The 15,592-nt window shown below is 71.7% G+C and carries 12 protein-coding genes; 5 read left to right on the forward strand and 7 right to left on the reverse strand.

Annotated features, from left to right (window positions below; all coding sequences use genetic code 11):
- Positions 1–26: 26 nt before the first annotated feature.
- Positions 27–1,502 carry a hypothetical protein gene (locus tag ACIRB4_RS25915; protein WP_403294573.1) on the reverse strand — a complete coding sequence of 492 codons (1,476 nt, stop codon included), beginning with the start codon at positions 1,500–1,502 and terminating at the stop codon, positions 27–29.
- Positions 1,503–1,918: 416 nt separating this feature from the next.
- On the opposite strand from ACIRB4_RS25915, the gene ACIRB4_RS25920 reads away from it, so the two are divergent.
- Positions 1,919–2,572, forward strand: a complete 654-nt coding sequence (locus ACIRB4_RS25920) for a bifunctional DNA primase/polymerase (RefSeq protein WP_403294574.1) — start codon at positions 1,919–1,921, stop codon at positions 2,570–2,572.
- An 80-nt stretch (positions 2,573–2,652) separates the two neighbouring features.
- Here the strand turns inward: ACIRB4_RS25920 and ftsY are convergent, their stop codons facing one another.
- The gene (ftsY, locus tag ACIRB4_RS25925; RefSeq protein ID WP_403294575.1) at positions 2,653–3,885 is read right to left on the reverse strand and encodes a signal recognition particle-docking protein FtsY; all 1,233 of its coding nucleotides are present in this window, start codon (positions 3,883–3,885) and stop codon (positions 2,653–2,655) included.
- 85 nt (positions 3,886–3,970) lie between these two features.
- Between ftsY and ACIRB4_RS25930 the strand changes: the two genes are divergently transcribed.
- Entirely contained in the window at positions 3,971–5,440 is a 1,470-nt protein-coding gene (locus tag ACIRB4_RS25930; RefSeq protein WP_403294576.1) for a cytosine permease, read from the forward strand.
- A 111-nt stretch (positions 5,441–5,551) separates the two neighbouring features.
- A complete protein-coding gene (locus tag ACIRB4_RS25935; RefSeq protein ID WP_403294577.1) occupies positions 5,552–6,523 on the forward strand; it encodes an LLM class flavin-dependent oxidoreductase in 972 nt (323 codons plus the stop codon).
- Positions 6,524–6,571: 48 nt separating this feature from the next.
- On the opposite strand, the gene ACIRB4_RS25940 is transcribed toward ACIRB4_RS25935, so the two are convergent.
- The 4 genes from ACIRB4_RS25940 to ACIRB4_RS25955 form a co-directional block, all read right to left on the reverse strand.
- Positions 6,572–8,005: a sugar porter family MFS transporter gene (locus tag ACIRB4_RS25940; RefSeq protein WP_403294578.1), complete on the reverse strand. Its 1,434-nt coding sequence runs from the start codon at positions 8,003–8,005 to the stop codon at positions 6,572–6,574.
- A 205-nt stretch (positions 8,006–8,210) separates the two neighbouring features.
- Entirely contained in the window at positions 8,211–12,008 is a 3,798-nt protein-coding gene (locus tag ACIRB4_RS25945; protein WP_403294579.1) for an AAA family ATPase, read from the reverse strand.
- A 193-nt stretch (positions 12,009–12,201) separates the two neighbouring features.
- The gene (locus ACIRB4_RS25950) at positions 12,202–12,417 is read right to left on the reverse strand and encodes a hypothetical protein (RefSeq protein WP_403294580.1); all 216 of its coding nucleotides are present in this window, start codon (positions 12,415–12,417) and stop codon (positions 12,202–12,204) included.
- A gap of 393 nt (positions 12,418–12,810) precedes the next feature.
- The gene (locus tag ACIRB4_RS25955) at positions 12,811–13,092 is read right to left on the reverse strand and encodes an acylphosphatase (RefSeq protein ID WP_403294581.1); all 282 of its coding nucleotides are present in this window, start codon (positions 13,090–13,092) and stop codon (positions 12,811–12,813) included.
- Between the two features lie 177 nt (positions 13,093–13,269).
- Here ACIRB4_RS25955 and ACIRB4_RS25960 point away from each other — a divergent pair, with 177 nt between their 5' ends.
- Positions 13,270–14,190 (forward strand): CAP domain-containing protein, encoded by a 921-nt coding sequence (locus tag ACIRB4_RS25960; RefSeq protein ID WP_403294582.1) that lies wholly within the window; start codon positions 13,270–13,272, stop codon positions 14,188–14,190.
- Positions 14,191–14,292: 102 nt separating this feature from the next.
- Positions 14,293–14,685: a winged helix-turn-helix transcriptional regulator gene (locus tag ACIRB4_RS25965; RefSeq protein WP_403294583.1), complete on the forward strand. Its 393-nt coding sequence runs from the start codon at positions 14,293–14,295 to the stop codon at positions 14,683–14,685.
- Positions 14,686–14,697: 12 nt separating this feature from the next.
- Here ACIRB4_RS25965 and mutM read toward each other — a convergent pair whose 3' ends face one another.
- Positions 14,698–15,558, reverse strand: coding sequence for a bifunctional DNA-formamidopyrimidine glycosylase/DNA-(apurinic or apyrimidinic site) lyase (gene mutM, locus ACIRB4_RS25970; protein WP_403294584.1), 861 nt, complete (start codon positions 15,556–15,558; stop codon positions 14,698–14,700).
- Between the last annotated feature and the right edge of the window lie 34 nt (positions 15,559–15,592).

Genomic DNA, 15,592 nt, shown 5'->3' on the forward strand with positions numbered 1-15,592 from the left:
AGGGGCCGTACGAGGACGGCGGGCGGTCAGACCGCCTCCGCGGTCTCGGGCAGCAGGGCGGTGAGCCGGTCGGTGAGCCGGACGACCTCGGCGACGTCGCCGAAGTCGCGGGCGGCCGTGTCGACGGTCTTGCGGAGCCGGTTGTTGACCCGCTCGGAGCGGACCTTCTTGGCGACGACGAGCGCCTTCTCCGCGAGGCGGGCGGACTGTTCCGGCTCCCGCTTGAGGAGGTGCACGGTGGCCATGCCGATGAGGTTGAGCGCGTACGAGCGCTGGTGCTCGGGGTCCTTCTCGAAGAGCCGGACGGCCCGCTCCATGACGGGTTCGGCGAGGGAGGCGTAAGTCGGGGAGCGGCCGGCGACGTAGGCGAGGTCGCGGTAGGAGTGGGAGTTCTCGCCGTTGAGCTCGGCCTCGGAGAAGAAGCGGATCCAGTCGGGCTCGGGCTCGCCGTCCAGGCCGACGTCGGCGAAGGTGTCCTCGGCCATGCGCACGGCCCGCTTGCACTTGCTGGGCTGGCCCATGTTGGCGTAGGCGCGGGCCTCCATCGCATACAGCATGGACTGGGTGCGGGCGGTGGCGCAGTCGCGGCTGCCGTACTGGGCGAGGTGGATGAGTTCGAGGGCGTCGTCGGGCCGGCCGAGGTGGATCATCTGGCGGCTCATCGAGGAGAGGATGTACGACCCGAGGGGCTTGTCGCCGGCTTCCTTGGCGGCGTGCAGGGCGAGGACGAAGTACTTCTGCGCGGTGGGCTGCAGGCCCACGTCGTAGCTCATCCAGCCGGCGAGTTCGGCGAGTTCGGCGGCGCACTTGAAGAGGCGTCGGGCGGTGGCGGCGGGCTGCGGCTCCTGGAGCAGGTCGGTGACCTCGTGGAGCTGGCCGACGACCGCCTTGCGGCGCAGGCCGCCGCCGCACTGGGCGTCCCACTGGCGGAACATGGCGGTGGTGGTTTCGAGGAGGTCGAGTTCGCCGGTGGAGAGCCGGTGGGGGCGGCGGGTGTCGAGGGCCGGTTCGGCGGGCTCGGCTTCGCCGACGGGGGTGGGTACGAGCCAGCGCTGCATGGGCTCGATGAGGGCGGGTCCGGCGGCGAGGGCCAGGGAGGTGCCGAGGAAGCCGCGGCGGGCAAGCATCAGGTCGCTGCGGGAGAACTCGCTGAGGAGGGCGACGGTCTGGGGCCCGGCCCAGGGCAGGTCGACGCCGGAGACGGACGGCGACTGGTGGGCGGTGCGCAGTCCGAGGTCCTCGACGGCGACAACGGAGCCGAACCGCTCCGAGAAGAGTTCCGACAGGATCCGCGGGATGGGCTCGCGGGGCTGCTCGCCGTCGAGCCAGCGCCGCACGCGTGAGGTGTCGGTGCTGATGTGGTGCGCGCCCATCTGCCGGGCTCTGCGGTTCACCTGGCGCGCGAGTTCGCCCTTCGACCAGCCGCTGCGCACGAACCACGAACTCAGCCGCTCGTTGGGGCGCTTGCCGGCAGTCGTACCGTCTGCGCCGTTGCCGCCCACTGGAACGCCCCCATCCACGTTGATGTCCTGTCGCGCGAAGCACTCTCAGAATGCCGTGCGTCGCGGCTCCCGTCCGGCGCTTGCACCGCTTCGAACAGGAAACCGAGTTGCCTCCGGCATACCCACGCGCAACGAATTCTTGGGCTTGTGCACCGAACGTAACCCTACGATCACCCGTCCGGGGAGGCGGATTCAAGAAACGCCACCATTCGCCACCCCTTCGAATGAACTCGCCCGCCGCCGAACACGATTCACTTGACATGCGACGAACCCGGGTAGGCGGAGCGAAGCGCGAGGAGGCGCGCGCCGAGGTCCGCACCACCGCACTCGCGACCGTGCGCCCCGCGGGGGCGACGGAGCGTGACGACGGTGCTCCGGGTCGTAACCACCGGCGCGTCCGACCCGTTGGAGGGGGCATGGGCTTCACGATCGGCGGCATTCGTGAGATGCGGTCCGGCGTACGCCGCCGCGTCCGCACCACGGAGTGCACAGCGGTGGCCGAGTACACCGGGCTGTGGGGCTGGGACGTCGTCCCGGGAGTGCGGGCGGTGTCCGGCCGGTGCTCCTGCGGGGACGCGTCGTGTACGGCCCCGGGGGCGCATCCGCTCCCGTTCGCCGAGGAGGTCCCGGCCGGGGCGGGTCTCGACGAAGCGGCCAGGACGTGGTCCCAGTACCCGGGCGCGGCGCTGCTGCTGCCGGTGGGCCGGTCCTTCGACGTGATCGAGGTCGCCGAGACGGCGGGCCGGCGGGCGCTGGTCCGGCTGGAGCGCATGGGGCTGCCGCTGGGCCCGGTGTGTGTGACGCCGACCGGGCGGGCGCAGTTCTTCGTGGCCCCGGGCGCGGCGGCGGAGCTGCCCGGGCTGCTGTACCGGATGGGCTGGGACGACGCCGATCTGGACCTGCGCTGCCTCGTGCCCGGTGGGCACATCACCGCGCCGCCCTCGGACCTCGGCGGCCTGGGCCCGGTGCGCTGGCTGCGCCCGCCGACCCTGGACACGGCGGGAGCGCCGCCGCAGGCACGGCTGCTCCTGGGCACCTTGGCGTACATCTGCCACCGCACGCACCTCTAGCGGCGCACGCACTTCTGGCGGGGCTGCGGCCCCGGGCCCGCCCACCGGCGGGTGGGCGGGCCCGGTGAGGCCGGGCGGTTCTAGGCTCCGTCGCCGATCAGGGCGTCGACGAACGCGCCGGGCTCGAACGGAGCCAGGTCGTCCGGGCCCTCGCCCAGGCCGACCAGCTTGACCGGGACGCCCAGCTCGCGCTGGACCGCGACGACGATGCCGCCCTTGGCCGTGCCGTCGAGCTTGGTGAGCACGATGCCCGTGATGTCGACGACCTCGGCGAAGACGCGCGCCTGGACGAGGCCGTTCTGGCCGGTGGTGGCGTCGAGCACGAGCAGGACCTCGTCGAGCGGGCCGTGCTTCTCGACGACGCGCTTGACCTTGCCGAGCTCGTCCATCAGGCCGGTCTTGGTGTGCAGCCGGCCCGCGGTGTCGATGAGGACGACGTCGGCGCCCTCGGCGATGCCTTCCTTGACCGCGTCGAAGGCGATCGACGCCGGGTCGCCGCCCTCGGGGCCGCGCACGGTGCGGGCGCCGACGCGCTCGCCCCAGGTCTGGAGCTGGTCGGCGGCGGCGGCGCGGAAGGTGTCGGCCGCGCCGAGGACGACCGTGCGGCCGTCGGCGACGAGCACCCGGGCGAGCTTGCCGGTGGTGGTGGTCTTGCCGGTGCCGTTGACGCCGACGACCATGACGACGCCGGGGGTGCCCGGGGCGCTCTCGGTCTTCACCGAGCGGTCGAAGTCGCCGAGCAGGGCGACGAGCTCTTCGCGCAGCAGGGCGCGCAGCTCGTCGGGGGTGCGGGTGCCGAGCACCCTGACGCGCTCGCGCAGCCGCTCGACGAGCTCCTGGGTCGGGGCGACGCCGACGTCGGCGGTGAGGAGGGTCTCCTCGATCTCCTCCCAGGTCTCCTCGTCGAGGTGTTCGCGGGAGAGCAGCGTGAGCAGCCCCTTGCCCAGCGAGTTCTGCGAGCGGGCGAGCTTGGCCCGGAGCCGTACGAGACGGCCCGCGGTCGGCTCGGGCACCTCGATCTCCGGGGCGGGGGGCGCCTCGGCGACGACGGGGTCCTCGAGGGCGGCCGGGGTCTCGACGGCCTCCTCGGCGGTCGGGAGGTCGAGCTCCTCGATCGTGCGGCGTGGTTCTTCCCGCGGTGTCTCCGCCTCGTCGCCGACATGCGGTTCGGCGGGCGGAGCGGTGATGGTCGGCGTGGTGGACGGCGCCTCGGCCGGCGGCAGCTGCTTCTTCTTGCGGCCGCTGATCACGAGCCCGCTGGTCACGGCGACCGCGACGACGAGAGCGATGACTACAGCAAGGATGAGTTCCATAACCCGTCCAGTATCGGCCACGACCGGACCGATGAAGGAGCACGTACGCTGGGTGGGTCCCCCCTCATCTGTACGGAGTACCCCCATGCCCCACGCCTCCGAAGCCGAAGGCGCGACGAACGACGGCGCGACGAACGACGGCGCGATGGAGACCCGAGGTCTCGAACCCGTCCCCGACGCCGAGCGCACGGGCCATGTGCGCGAGCTCTTCCCGACCTGGGTCGCGGCCAACATCAGTGTGCTTCTTCTCACGATGGGCGCCGGCCTGATCGTCTTCAACGGTCTGAACTTCTGGCAGGTGCTGGTCGTCGCGATCGCGGCGCCGGTCCTGTCGTACGGAATCGTCGGGCTGATCTCGATCGCCGGAAAGCGCGGCGGCTCGCCGGGCATGGCGCTCTCGCGGGCCGTCTTCGGTCAGCGGGGGAACCTCTTCCCCGGTTCGTTGATCTGGGTGGCGCGCTGGGGGTGGGAGACCATCAACGCGGTCACCGGCGCCTATGCCGTGCTGACCGTGCTCGACCTGCTCTTCGGGGTCGAGTCGAACACGGTGCTGATCGTCGTCACGCTGCTGCTCTTCGTCGCCTGTACGTTCCTGGTCTCCGGTCTCGGCATCAACGCGCTGCGGGTGTGCAGCAAGTGGTCGACGTACCTCTTCGGCGCCTTCTCCGTGCTCGTGCTGGTGTATCTGATAGCCGACACCGACTGGTCTGCGGTCTTCGACAAGCCGGCCGGTTCGACGGCGATGATGATCGCGGGCATCGGAACCATCGCGGCGGGTGGCATCAGCTGGGTCCCCTCGGGGCCGGACTTCACCCGCTACCTCCCGCGGACCGCCTCCGCCAAGGCGATGGTCGGCTCCACGATCGGCGGCGCCGGGATCGTCGTGCTGCCGATGGTGCTGATGGGCGCGGTGATGGCGGTGGCGACGCCCGGTCTCGCCTCGGCGCAGGACCCGGTGTCGTTCATCGGCGAGCTGCTGCCGGCCTGGATCTCCGTCCCGTACCTGCTCATCGCGCTGATCGGGATGCTGCTGATCAACTCGATGTCGATGTACTCCGCCGGGTTCACCGCACAGACGCTGGGGATCAAGGTCTCGCGTGCCGCGGCGGTCAGTGTGAACGCCGTGATCAGCCTGGTCTTCGGCTTCCTGCTGATGGTGGTGGCGACGAGCTTCATCGGTTCGTTCATCTCGTTCCTGACGCTGCTCGCGGTGGCGTTCTCGGCGTGGATCGGCGTCTTCGGCGTCGACATGCTGCGCCGCCGGTCGTACGACGGGGCGGCGCTGATGGACACCACGCGGACGAGTGCCTACTGGTACCGGGGCGGCTTCGCCTGGCAGGCGATGACGGCCTGGGCCGTGGCGCTGGTGGCGGGTCTGCTGTTCACGAAGGTCGACTGGTTCTCCGGTCCGCTGGCGTCCTCGTGGATCGGTGAGAACGGGCTCGGCTGGGCCGCCACGATCGTGGTCGCGGGCGCGCTGTACGCCGTGCTGCCGCGGACGTCCGCCGGGGTGCCGGCGGAGCCCGCCGAGATCCGCGAGACCGTCTCCGTCTGACGCCGAGACCGTTTCCATCTGACGCCGAGACTGTTTCCATCTGACGATACGTCAGATAGCGTCCCCCTTCGCCGGCTTCCACGCTCGCCCGCCCGCGGAGGGGGACTTCCCATGCCCTTCACAGTCGTACGGTTCAATCTCGTCGATCCCCGCGCGACCCCCGCGTCCCTCTCGGAGCGCTACCGCGCCGCGCTCGCCATGGCCGCCTACGCCGACGAGCACGGGATCGACACGGTCCAGACCGAGGAGCACCACGGGGCCGCGAACAACTGGCTCCCCTCCCCCTTCGCCTTCGCGGGCGCCGTGTTCGGGGCGACGAGGCGGATCGCGGTCACCGTGTCCGCCGCCATCGGTCCGCTGCACGACCCGCTGCGGCTGGCCGAGGAGATCGCGGTCCTCGATCTGCTGAGCGGGGGCCGGCTGGTGACGGTGGCGGGCATCGGCTACCGCCCCGAGGAGTACGAGGAGCGCGGGGTCGACTGGGGCCGGCGCGGCAAGCTGCAGGACCTGCTCCTGGAGACCCTGCTCCAGGCGTGGTCCGGCGAGCCCTTCACGTACCAGGGCCGTACGGTACGGATCACTCCGCGGCCCTTCACCCAGCCGCATCCGCTGCTGCTCGTGGGCGGCTCCTCGAAGGCGGCGGCGCGGCGGGCGGCCCGGCTGGGCCTGCCGTTCTTCCCGAGCGCCCATCTGCCCGAGCTGGAGGCGGACTACCGGCGCCTGTGCGCGGAGTACGGCACGGAGGGCTGGACGATGATGCCGGCGGAGGAGACCCCGCTGCTGCATCTCTCGGAGGACCCGGACCGGTCCTGGGAGCTGTACGGGGAGCATTTCCTGCACGAGGCGCGGACGTACGCCTCCTGGCAGTCGAAGGACATCCGCTCGGCCGTGCGGTCGACGGCGACGACGGTGGCGGAGCTGCGCGCGGAGGGGGTCTACCGGATCGTCACGCCGCGGGAGTGTCTCGCTCTCGGCCTGGAGAGTCTGGTGCTGCATCCCCTGTGCGGCGGGATGCCGGTCGACGAGGCGTGGCGGAGTCTGCGGCTGTTCGGGGAAGACGTACTGCCCCGACTCGGGGCATAGGGCCCTGAGCCGGGGCAGTTCCGTGGTCGAGGAGAGGGGCAGCGGGGGTTAGCCCATCTCCTCCAACGCCTTGCCCTTGGTCTCCTTCACGTACCGCAGCACGAAGGGGATGGAGAGCACGGCGAAGACCGTGTAGATGACGTAGGTGCCGGAGAGGTTCCAGTCCGCGAGGGACGGGAAGCTCGCGGTGATGGCCCAGTTGGCGATCCACTGCGCGGAGGCGGCGACGCCCAGGGCGGCGGCGCGGATCCGGTTGGGGAACATCTCGCCGAGGAAGACCCAGACGACCACGCCCCAGGAGAGGGCGAAGAAGAGCACGAAGACATGGGCGGCGACGAGCGCGACGACGCCCTGGGTCTCGGGCAGCTTGCCGTCGACGAGGTCGGCGGAGAAGGCCCACGCCTCGAAGGCGAGGGCGATGGCCATACCGATGGAGCCGACCAGCGCGAGCGGCTTGCGGCCCACCCGGTCGACCAGGACCATCGCGATCACCGTGCCGACGATGTTGATGATCGACGTGGTGAACGAGTAGAAGAACGAGCTGGACGGGTCGATGCCGACGGACTGCCAGAGCGTCGCGGAGTAGTAGAAGGCGACGTTGATGCCGACGAGCTGCTGGAAGACCGAGAGTCCGATGCCGACCCAGACGATGGGCAGCAGCTTGAAGCGGCGGCCGGTGGCGAGCAGGTCCCTGAAGGTGGACTTGTGCTCGCGGCGCATGGCCAGCTCGATCTCGGCGACGCGGTGGTCGAGGTTGACGCTGTGGCCCTCGACCTCGGCCAGGACCTCCTTGGCCCGGTCGACCTTGCCCACGGAGATCAGGAAGCGCGGGGACTCGGGGATGGCGAAGGAGAGCAGGCCGTAGAGGACGGCGGGGACCACCATCACGCCGAGCATCCACTGCCAGGCTTCGAGGCCGCCGATCTCTCCGCGCTGGTCGCCGTCGGCGAGCTGCAGGATGCCGTAGTTGACCAGCTGGGAGATGGCGATGCCGATGACGATGGCGGCCTGCTGGAAGGAGCCGAGGCGGCCTCGGTAGGCGGCGGGGGCGACTTCGGCGATGTACGCGGGGCCGATCACCGAGGCCATGCCGATGGCGAAGCCGCCGACGATCCGCCAGAAGGCGAGGTCCCAGAGGGCGAAGGGCAGGGCCGAGCCCACGGCGCTGATGGAGAACAGCACGGCGGCGATCTGCATGCAGCGGATGCGGCCGATCTTGTCGGCCATCCGGCCTGCGGTCGCGGCGCCGATGGCACAGCCGATCAGGGCGATGGCGATGACCTGGGCGAGCGTCCCGGAGCCGATGTCGTAGCGGTCCCGGATGGCTTCGACGGCGCCGTTGATGACGGAGCTGTCGTACCCGAAGAGGAAACCGCCCATCGCGGCGGACGCCGTGATGAAGATGACGTGGCCGAGGTGGTCCGGGTGGGCGGCTCGGCCTTCGGACGGCGGCGGCGTGGGCGCCTGAGCGGTGCTGGTCACATGGACTCCTGGAGGCTCCGGCAGCGTCGCCGGGGCGTGGGGGGGCGAGCCCTTCCAGTGGCGCACAACTTCACGCCGCCCACCACTTGAAGGTAAAAGCAACGTTGCAGAGACTATTCCTTCAAGTTTCGAAGTCAAGACTTGTTCACTTGTGAATTCTGGCGGACGGCACGTTGCCTTGCGTTCAAGTCTTGAATGACCAGGGTCAGCGCAGCCGCTGGCTGATGACCTTCGATACCCCGTCGCCCTGCATGGAAACGCCGTAGAGGGCGTCCGCGACCTCCATGGTCCGCTTCTGGTGCGTGATCACGATCAGCTGCGAGGACTCCTGGAGCTCCCGCATGATCCGGATCAGCCGCTGAAGGTTGGTGTCGTCCAGCGCCGCCTCGACCTCGTCCATCACGTAGAACGGGCTGGGGCGGGCCTTGAAGATCGAGACCAGCATCGCCACGGCGGTCAACGACCGCTCGCCGCCGGAGAGCAGCGAGAGCCGCTTCACCTTCTTGCCCGGCGGGCGGGCCTCCACGTCGACGCCGGTGGTGAGCATGTTGTCGGGGTCGGTCAGGACCAGCCGCCCCTCGCCCCCGGGGAAGAGACGCGAGAAGACGCCCTCGAACTCGCGGGCGGTGTCCCGGTACGCCTCGGTGAAGACCTGCTCGACGCGCACGTCGACCTCCTTCACCACCTGAAGGAGGTCGGCGCGGGTCTTCTTCAGGTCCTCCAGCTGCTCGGAGAGGAACTGGTGGCGCTCCTCCAGCGCCGCGAACTCCTCAAGGGCCAGCGGGTTCACCTTTCCGAGCTGCTGGTACGCCCGCTCGGCGGCCTTCAGCCGCTTCTCCTGCTCCGCGCGGACGAAGGGGCGCGGCTGGTTGCGCGGGTGCTCCGGGTCCTCGGGCAGTGTCTCGCCGTCCGCGGGCGGCGACGGCGGTACGAGCTGATGGGGGCCGTACTCGGAGATCAGGCCGGCCGGCTCGACACCGAACTCCTCCAGGGCCTTGGTCTCCAGCTGCTCGATCCGCAGCCGTTTCTCCGCACCGAGGACCTCGCCCCGGTGGACGGAGTCGGTGAGCCTGTCGAGTTCGGCCTTCAGGTCCCGGCCCCGGGCGCGGGCGGCCGCGAGGCCCTGCTCGCGGGCGCCCTTGGCGGCCTCGGCCAGGGCGCGCTCCCGCTCGGCCCGGACCAGGGAGACCTCGATATGGGCCAGCAGCTGCCGGGCTCCGGCGGCGACGGCGGTGGCGACCTCGGCCTCGTGGCGCAGCCGGGCGCGGCGCTGCTCCGCACGCGCGCGTGCCTCGCGTTCGGCGCGTGCGGCCCGGTCGAGGGAGTCCGCGCGGCCGGCGAGGCCCTTGACCCGTTCCTCGTGGGTACGGAGCTGGAGCCTGGCCTCCATCTCCGTCTGGCGGGCGTTGGCGCCGTCCGCGGCGAGCCGGTCGCGCACGGAGGTGTCGGGTTCCTCCTCGGCCGGGGCCTCCTCGGCGACGAGGAGCCGTTCGGCCAGCTCCTCCGCCTCGTACAGCGCCTTCTCCAGGGACTCCTGGGCGCGGGCGGCGGCCGCGGCGGTCCGCTCGGCCTCCCCTGCTGCGCCGCGGGCCTGGCCCGCGAGACGCCCGAGCTGCTGGGCGACGGCGGACTTCTCCCGGTCGGCGGCGCGGCGGCGTTCGGCCAGCTCCTCGACGAGCGCGGCGGCGGCTCGGCGGCGCTCCTCGGCCTCCCGCTGGGCCGACGCCAGCGCTTCGCAGCGCACGTCGAGCTCCGCCAGCTCGGCGGCGGCCTCGTCGACGGACGCCTGCACCTCCAGCAGGCTCGGCGCCCCGGCGGAGCCGCCCTGCGCGAAGTGGGCCCCGAGCAGGTCCCCCTCGGGCGTGACCGCGGTCAGCCGGGGCCGGACGCGGACAAGCTCCTCGGCCTCCTCCAGGCTGCCGACCACGACGATCCCGTCGAGCAGGCGCCGCACGGCCCCCATGAGCTCCTCCGGTCCGCGCACGAGGGAGACGGCGGGCGTGCACCGAGGCGCGTGGCCGGGGTGCGCGGCGTGGCCGGGGTGCTCCGCGTAGCCGCGATGCTCGGCGCCGGGTGCCGCCGGGCCGCTTCCGGGTTCCACCGTGACGACGCCGTACGCCTCCGGCGACGCCAAGCCGCCGGCGGTGGCCTCCGGGCGGCCGTCGGCGGAAGTGGCCGAGCCGTCCCGGTCCTGGCCGATGCCGTCGGCGGCGGGCTCGGGGGCCTCCGCCGCCTCCACGCCCGTGAGCAACCGCGACGCGCGACCGGCGGGCTCGGGGGCCTCCGCGCCCGTGAGCAGCAGAGACGCGCGGCCGGCGTCCTGCTTGCGCAGCAGGCGCAGCGCCTGGGCCGCCGAGGCGGGGCCCGATACGGCGATCGCGTCGGCCGCGGCGCCGAGGGCGGCGGCGACGGGGATCTCGTACCCGGGGGTGACCGTGAGGAGTTCCGCCGCGGGGCCGAGGAGACCGTCCACGATGTCCTGCGCGGCGAGCAGCGCACCGGTGCCGTCCTTGCGGCGCAGGCCCAGGGCGAGGGCCTCGTGCCGGGCGCGGGTCGCCGCGCGGCTGCGGTCGGCGGCGGTGGCGGCCTCCCGGGCGGCCGTCAGGGCGGCCTCCGCCTCGGCGAGGTCCCGACGGGCGGCCTCGTACCGCTCCCCCAGCTCGGTGTCGTCCGCGTCGAGCCCGTCGACCTCGGCCTTGAGCTGCTCGTACTCCTCCTGGGCCCGGGTCGCCCGTTCCCGCGCCTCGTCGCGCGCGGCGGCGAGCCGGTCGATCTCGGCCTGGGCGGACGCGGCACGCGAGCGGGCGGCGTTGACCTGGCCGTGCAGCCGGGCAAGCCCCTCGCGCCGGTCGGCGATGGCACGGGCCACGTCCTTGAGCCGCCGCTCCTCCACCGCCAGCTCGCGTTCCAGCTCGGCGCGGTGCGCGACGGTGTCCTCGAGCGCCCGCTCGGCCGCCTCCAGCGCGGCCTCCAGTTCGGCCTCCTGCTCGCGGATACGGGCCGCCTCGCGCTCCATGTCCTCCGGGTCGCGTCCGCGACGCTCCTCCGGCGGCTGGGTGGTGACGCTCTTCACGCGCGCGTCGGCGAGCGAGACCGTGCCGCGCACCCGCTCGGCGAGCTGGGAGAGCTCGTACCAGGTCTGCTGGGCCCGCTGGAGGCGCGGGGCGAGCCGCCGCACCTCGTCCTCGAGGTCCGCCTCCTTGGCGAGCGCGGCCCGCAGCTCGGCCTCGGCGCTCTCCCTGCGCTCCTTGAGCGCGGCCTCGTCGGCGACCTCGGCCTTCAGCGCCTCCTGGAGCCGTACGAGATCGTCGGAGAGCAGCCGCAGCCGGGCGTCGCGCAGGTCGGCCTGGATGACCGCGGCGCGGCGGGCGACCGCCGCCTGCCGGCCGAGGGGCTTGAGCTGGCGCCGTAGTTCGTCGGTGAGGTCCTGCACGCGCGCGAGGTTGGCCTGCATCGCGTCCAGCTTCCGCAGCGCCTTCTCCTTGCGCTTGCGGTGCTTGAGGACGCCGGCCGCCTCCTCGATGAAGGCGCGCCGCCCCATCGGGTCGGCGTGCAGGACGGAGTCGAGCTGCCCCTGGCCGACGATCACGTGCATCTCGCGCCCGATGCCGGAGTCGGAGAGCAGGTCCTGGATGTCGAGCAGCCGGCAGGTGTCGCCGTTGATCTGGTACTCGCTGCTGCCGCCGCGGAACATGATCCGGGTGAGGGTGACCTCGGCGTAGTCGATGGGCAGCGCGCCGTCGGAGTTGTCGATGGTCAGGGAGACCTCGGCGCGGCCGAGCGGCGGCCGCCCGGTCGTGCCGGCGAAGATGACGTCCTCCATCTTGCCGCCGCGCAGCGACTTGGCGCCCTGCTCCCCCATGACCCAGGACAGCGCGTCCACGACGTTGGACTTGCCGGATCCGTTGGGGCCCACGACACAGGTGATTCCGGGTTCGAACCGCAGCGTGGTGGCGGAGGCGAACGACTTGAAACCGCGGAGTGTCAGGGCCTTGAGATGCACGCCCCCGGACTCTACCGGGGCGCGTGCGTTTCGCCCCCGAAGGCGCAGGGCAGACCCTCCCTCAGGAAAAGGGGTGGGGCCTGGGGAACCGGAGAAACGGGGGACTCAAGAAAGAAGGGACGCCGAAGCGTCCCTTGCATATCTGGCTGTGCCAGCGAGAGTGTCTCTCACCTGGCCCCTGCGGGCTGAGACATCAGGTGAGCGCAGGCTCCGCCTGGGGTACGTCGAGGTCGATGCGGTCGAGCAGCGAGTCTCCGTGCTGTGCGGCGGCAGCGTTGAGCGCGTCGTTCTCGGACTGAATCCGTACAAGCTCGGACTCGAGGTCCTGAACGCGCTGCTGAAGCCGTCGCATCTCGGCGAGGAGTCGCGGGTCGGAGCCGCCGACGTAACCGAGAAGCGCCTTTGCCATGATGGATGGTCCTCCACAATGAGTGACCGACCGATGCGGTTGGGTCGTGAGGGATTCGCACCCGCGGTGCTCGGCAGTACTTCTTGTGGTGCCGGTTCTCACTGCCAAACAGCTAAGGTGCGCGGGGCTTCCAGAGTCTCACCAAAAAGTTTGACGGTCAACACGATCACGCCCCGCATCAAGGGGCGACCGGGGGGTCCACGACCGCGGAACGTGCGGCGGGCCTCGCGACATCGGTGCCTCTGGGGCTGTGGAGATCATCCTTCCTCGTGCGACCGGACAAGGCAAGCCCTTCTCGGCAACCACCTGGTCATTTCCCCGTCAGGTGACGTTGCTCGAACGTCCGCCCGGTGATCGCGCGGACCACCGGACGGAGTGAGCGGGGAACGGTCGTCAGCGGATCGCGAAGCCGTCGTAGCCGCCGCGCGGGGTGTCCCAGATCTCAGTCACCCCGTCGACGCGCCCGGGTGTGTCGTCGGAGCGGAGCCAGTCGAGCAGACGGTGGCAATTCTCACGCGGCCCTTCGGCGACGACCTGCACCCGTCCGTCGTCGAGATTGAGCGCGAATCCGACCAGGCCGCCGATCTCCAGCGCGTTTGCCCTGGTGAACCAGCGGAAGCCCACTCCCTGTACTCGACCGCGTACCCAGGCGGTGAGCCGTACGTCTTCGTTCATGGCTGCACGCTAACGGGCCGATCACCGCAGAGGGGCACCGCCCCCGCGCGTCATGGCGTACAGTCCCGACCGAATAGGGCTCACCCGCATGGGTGAGTCCTCTCTGACAGGCTCCACAGAAGCAAAGATCGCAAAGAGCACAGCACAGCACAGGTCGTCGTCAGGAAGGCAGAGCAGATGGGACGCCATCGTCGCTCCGGCGCCGCGCCCGCCGCAGAAGGGTACGCGGCGGACGGGGACCGCCGGCACAGGGGGGCCCGCCGCAAGAAGCGGGGCGCGCCCGTGCGCACCGGGCTGCTCGGTGCCTCCGCCGCGGTGGCGGTCGGCGCGGTCGCCGTCGCCTCGGGTCTGCTGCCGGGCGGGGACACGTACACCGTCGGCAGCCCGAGCTCTGGCGAGACCCGCTCCCACTCCCAGGCCCAGCAGGCGCCGGAGCTGACGACGCAGGGCGGTGCCTCGGCGACCCCGTCCGACCGGTCCTCCTCCCCCACCCCGAGCGCGGGCAGGAGCGCGGGTACGGGCACCGCCGGGAAGAAGGCCTCGCCGTCGGCGAAGCCGTCGCTCACCCCGTCGAGGACCACGGCCTCCCCGACGCCGAAGAAGCCCTCCCCGAAGCCGTCGAGGACGGTGCGGACCGCGAATCCCACGCCGAAGCCGGCGCCCACGACCGAGAAGCCGGTCGTGCGGAGCGAGGCCCCGGCCCCGGCCCTGGTGAGCCGTGACGCGGCCGCCGCGGCGGAGGTGGTCCGCCTGGTCAACCTGGAGCGGGCCAAGGTCGGCTGCGTCCCCGTCCGCTCCGACGCGGAGCTGACGGAGCTGGCCGACGCCTTCAGCGAGGACATGGCGCGGCGCGGCTTCTTCGACCACACGGACCCGGACGGCGCGACGCCGTGGGACCGAGCGGCCAAGGCAGGCATATCCGGCATGGGCGGCGAGAACATCGCTCGCGGCCAGGTGGACGCCGCGGCCGTGATGTCGTCCTGGATGAACAGTGACGGACACCGCGCGAACATCCTGAACTGCGACTTCACCTCCCTGGGGGTCGGCGTCCACTTCGCGGACGGCGGCCCGTGGTGGACCCAGGACTTCGGCTACTGACCCGTACCCGCCCTTCGGCGAGACCGCGGGGTCACCTGACCTGAGCGCAATCCCCGAGTGAGCGCTCTCCTGGGCGCAGCGCTCCGCGCGTAAGGTGGAGGGATGAGTGACGACCTCGTGTTCGACGTGTTCGCCCGGGCCTGCGCCTCGCGCGAGACGTTGGAGCATGTGACCGGGCGGTGGGGTTCGCTCACCCTGGGCGCGCTCTACGAGGGCACGTTCCGGTTCAACGAGTTGCGCCGCCGGGTCGACGGTGTGAGCGAGAAGATGCTGGCGCAGACCCTGCACGCGCTGGAGCGGGACGGGCTCGTCCACCGTGAGGCGCGGCCGACCAATCCGCCGCGGGTGGACTACCGGCTGACGCCGCTGGGCCGGGAGATCGCGGAGCAGCTGCGCCGCCTCATCGACCTGGTCGAGGGGCGGATGCCGCAGGTGCTGTCGGCGCGAGAGGGCTACGACGCGGCGCGTGCGCCGAGCGTGCCCGTCGCGCCGTGACGCCCGGGCTTCTCAGAGGATGGCGCGCGGCGGGCGCTGGCAGCGCGGACAGAAGTAGCTGGACCTGTTCATCCAGGGGCGGCGGCGCATCGGCGTCCCGCAGCGCCGGCACGGCTCGTCCTCGCGGCCGTACGCGTCCAGGGAACGGTCGAAGTAGCCGGATTCGCCGTTCACGTTGACGTACAGGCTGTCGAAGCTGGTCCCGCCTGCCGCGAGCGCCGCGTTCATCACGTCGCGTACATGGCCGAGCAGCTCGGCCGAGCGGGGCCGGGTCAGGCTCGCGGTCGGGCGTTCGTAGTGGAGCTTGGCCCGCCACAGCGCCTCGTCGGCGTAGATGTTGCCGACCCCGCTGATCAGCGACTGGTCGAGCAGCGCGCGCTTGATGGTCGTACGGCGCAGGCGCAGCGCGGCCTGGAAGGCCGCGTCGTCGAACGCCGGGTCCAGCGGGTCGCGCGCGATGTGGGCGATGACGTCGGGCAGGCCGTCCGGCGTGTTCTCGTGGAGCGAGAGTCCGCCGAAGGTCCGCTGGTCGACGAAGCGCAGCTCGGTGCCGAGGTCGTCGTCGAACCGGACGCGGATGCGCAGATGCTTCTCGTCGGGTGCCGTCTCCGGCTGGACGAGCAGCTGGCCGCTCATGCCGAGATGGCCGAGGACGGAGGCGTCGGAGTCGGCGAGCGGGATCCAGAGGTACTTGCCGCGCCGCCGGGCGGTCCCGAACCGGTGCCCCTTGAGCCGTGCGGCGAAGTCCTCGCCGCCGGCCGGGTGGCGCCGCACCGCCCGCGGGTGCAGGACCTCGACCTCGCCCACGGTCCGCCCGCCGACCCAGCGTTCAAGACCGCGCCGCACGACCTCGACCTCGGGCAGCTCGGGCACGGGACTCCTCCGGACGGGGTACGGGAACGATGCC

This window comes from Streptomyces sp. NPDC093600, from assembly GCF_044764755.1.
GTDB lineage: Bacteria > Actinomycetota > Actinomycetes > Streptomycetales > Streptomycetaceae > Streptomyces.

Coding starts and splice junctions, on each gene's coding strand:
- ACIRB4_RS25920 (WP_403294574.1), top strand. CDS start 1,919: ATGGGCTTCACGATCGGCGGCATTCGTGAGATGCGGTCCGGCGTACGC.
- ftsY (WP_403294575.1), bottom strand. CDS start 3,885: ATGGAACTCATCCTTGCTGTAGTCATCGCTCTCGTCGTCGCGGTCGCC.
- ACIRB4_RS25930 (WP_403294576.1), top strand. CDS start 3,971: ATGCCCCACGCCTCCGAAGCCGAAGGCGCGACGAACGACGGCGCGACG.
- ACIRB4_RS25935 (WP_403294577.1), top strand. CDS start 5,552: ATGCCCTTCACAGTCGTACGGTTCAATCTCGTCGATCCCCGCGCGACC.
- ACIRB4_RS25950 (WP_403294580.1), bottom strand. CDS start 12,417: ATGGCAAAGGCGCTTCTCGGTTACGTCGGCGGCTCCGACCCGCGACTC.
- ACIRB4_RS25955 (WP_403294581.1), bottom strand. CDS start 13,092: ATGAACGAAGACGTACGGCTCACCGCCTGGGTACGCGGTCGAGTACAG.
- ACIRB4_RS25960 (WP_403294582.1), top strand. CDS start 13,270: ATGGGACGCCATCGTCGCTCCGGCGCCGCGCCCGCCGCAGAAGGGTAC.
- ACIRB4_RS25965 (WP_403294583.1), top strand. CDS start 14,293: ATGAGTGACGACCTCGTGTTCGACGTGTTCGCCCGGGCCTGCGCCTCG.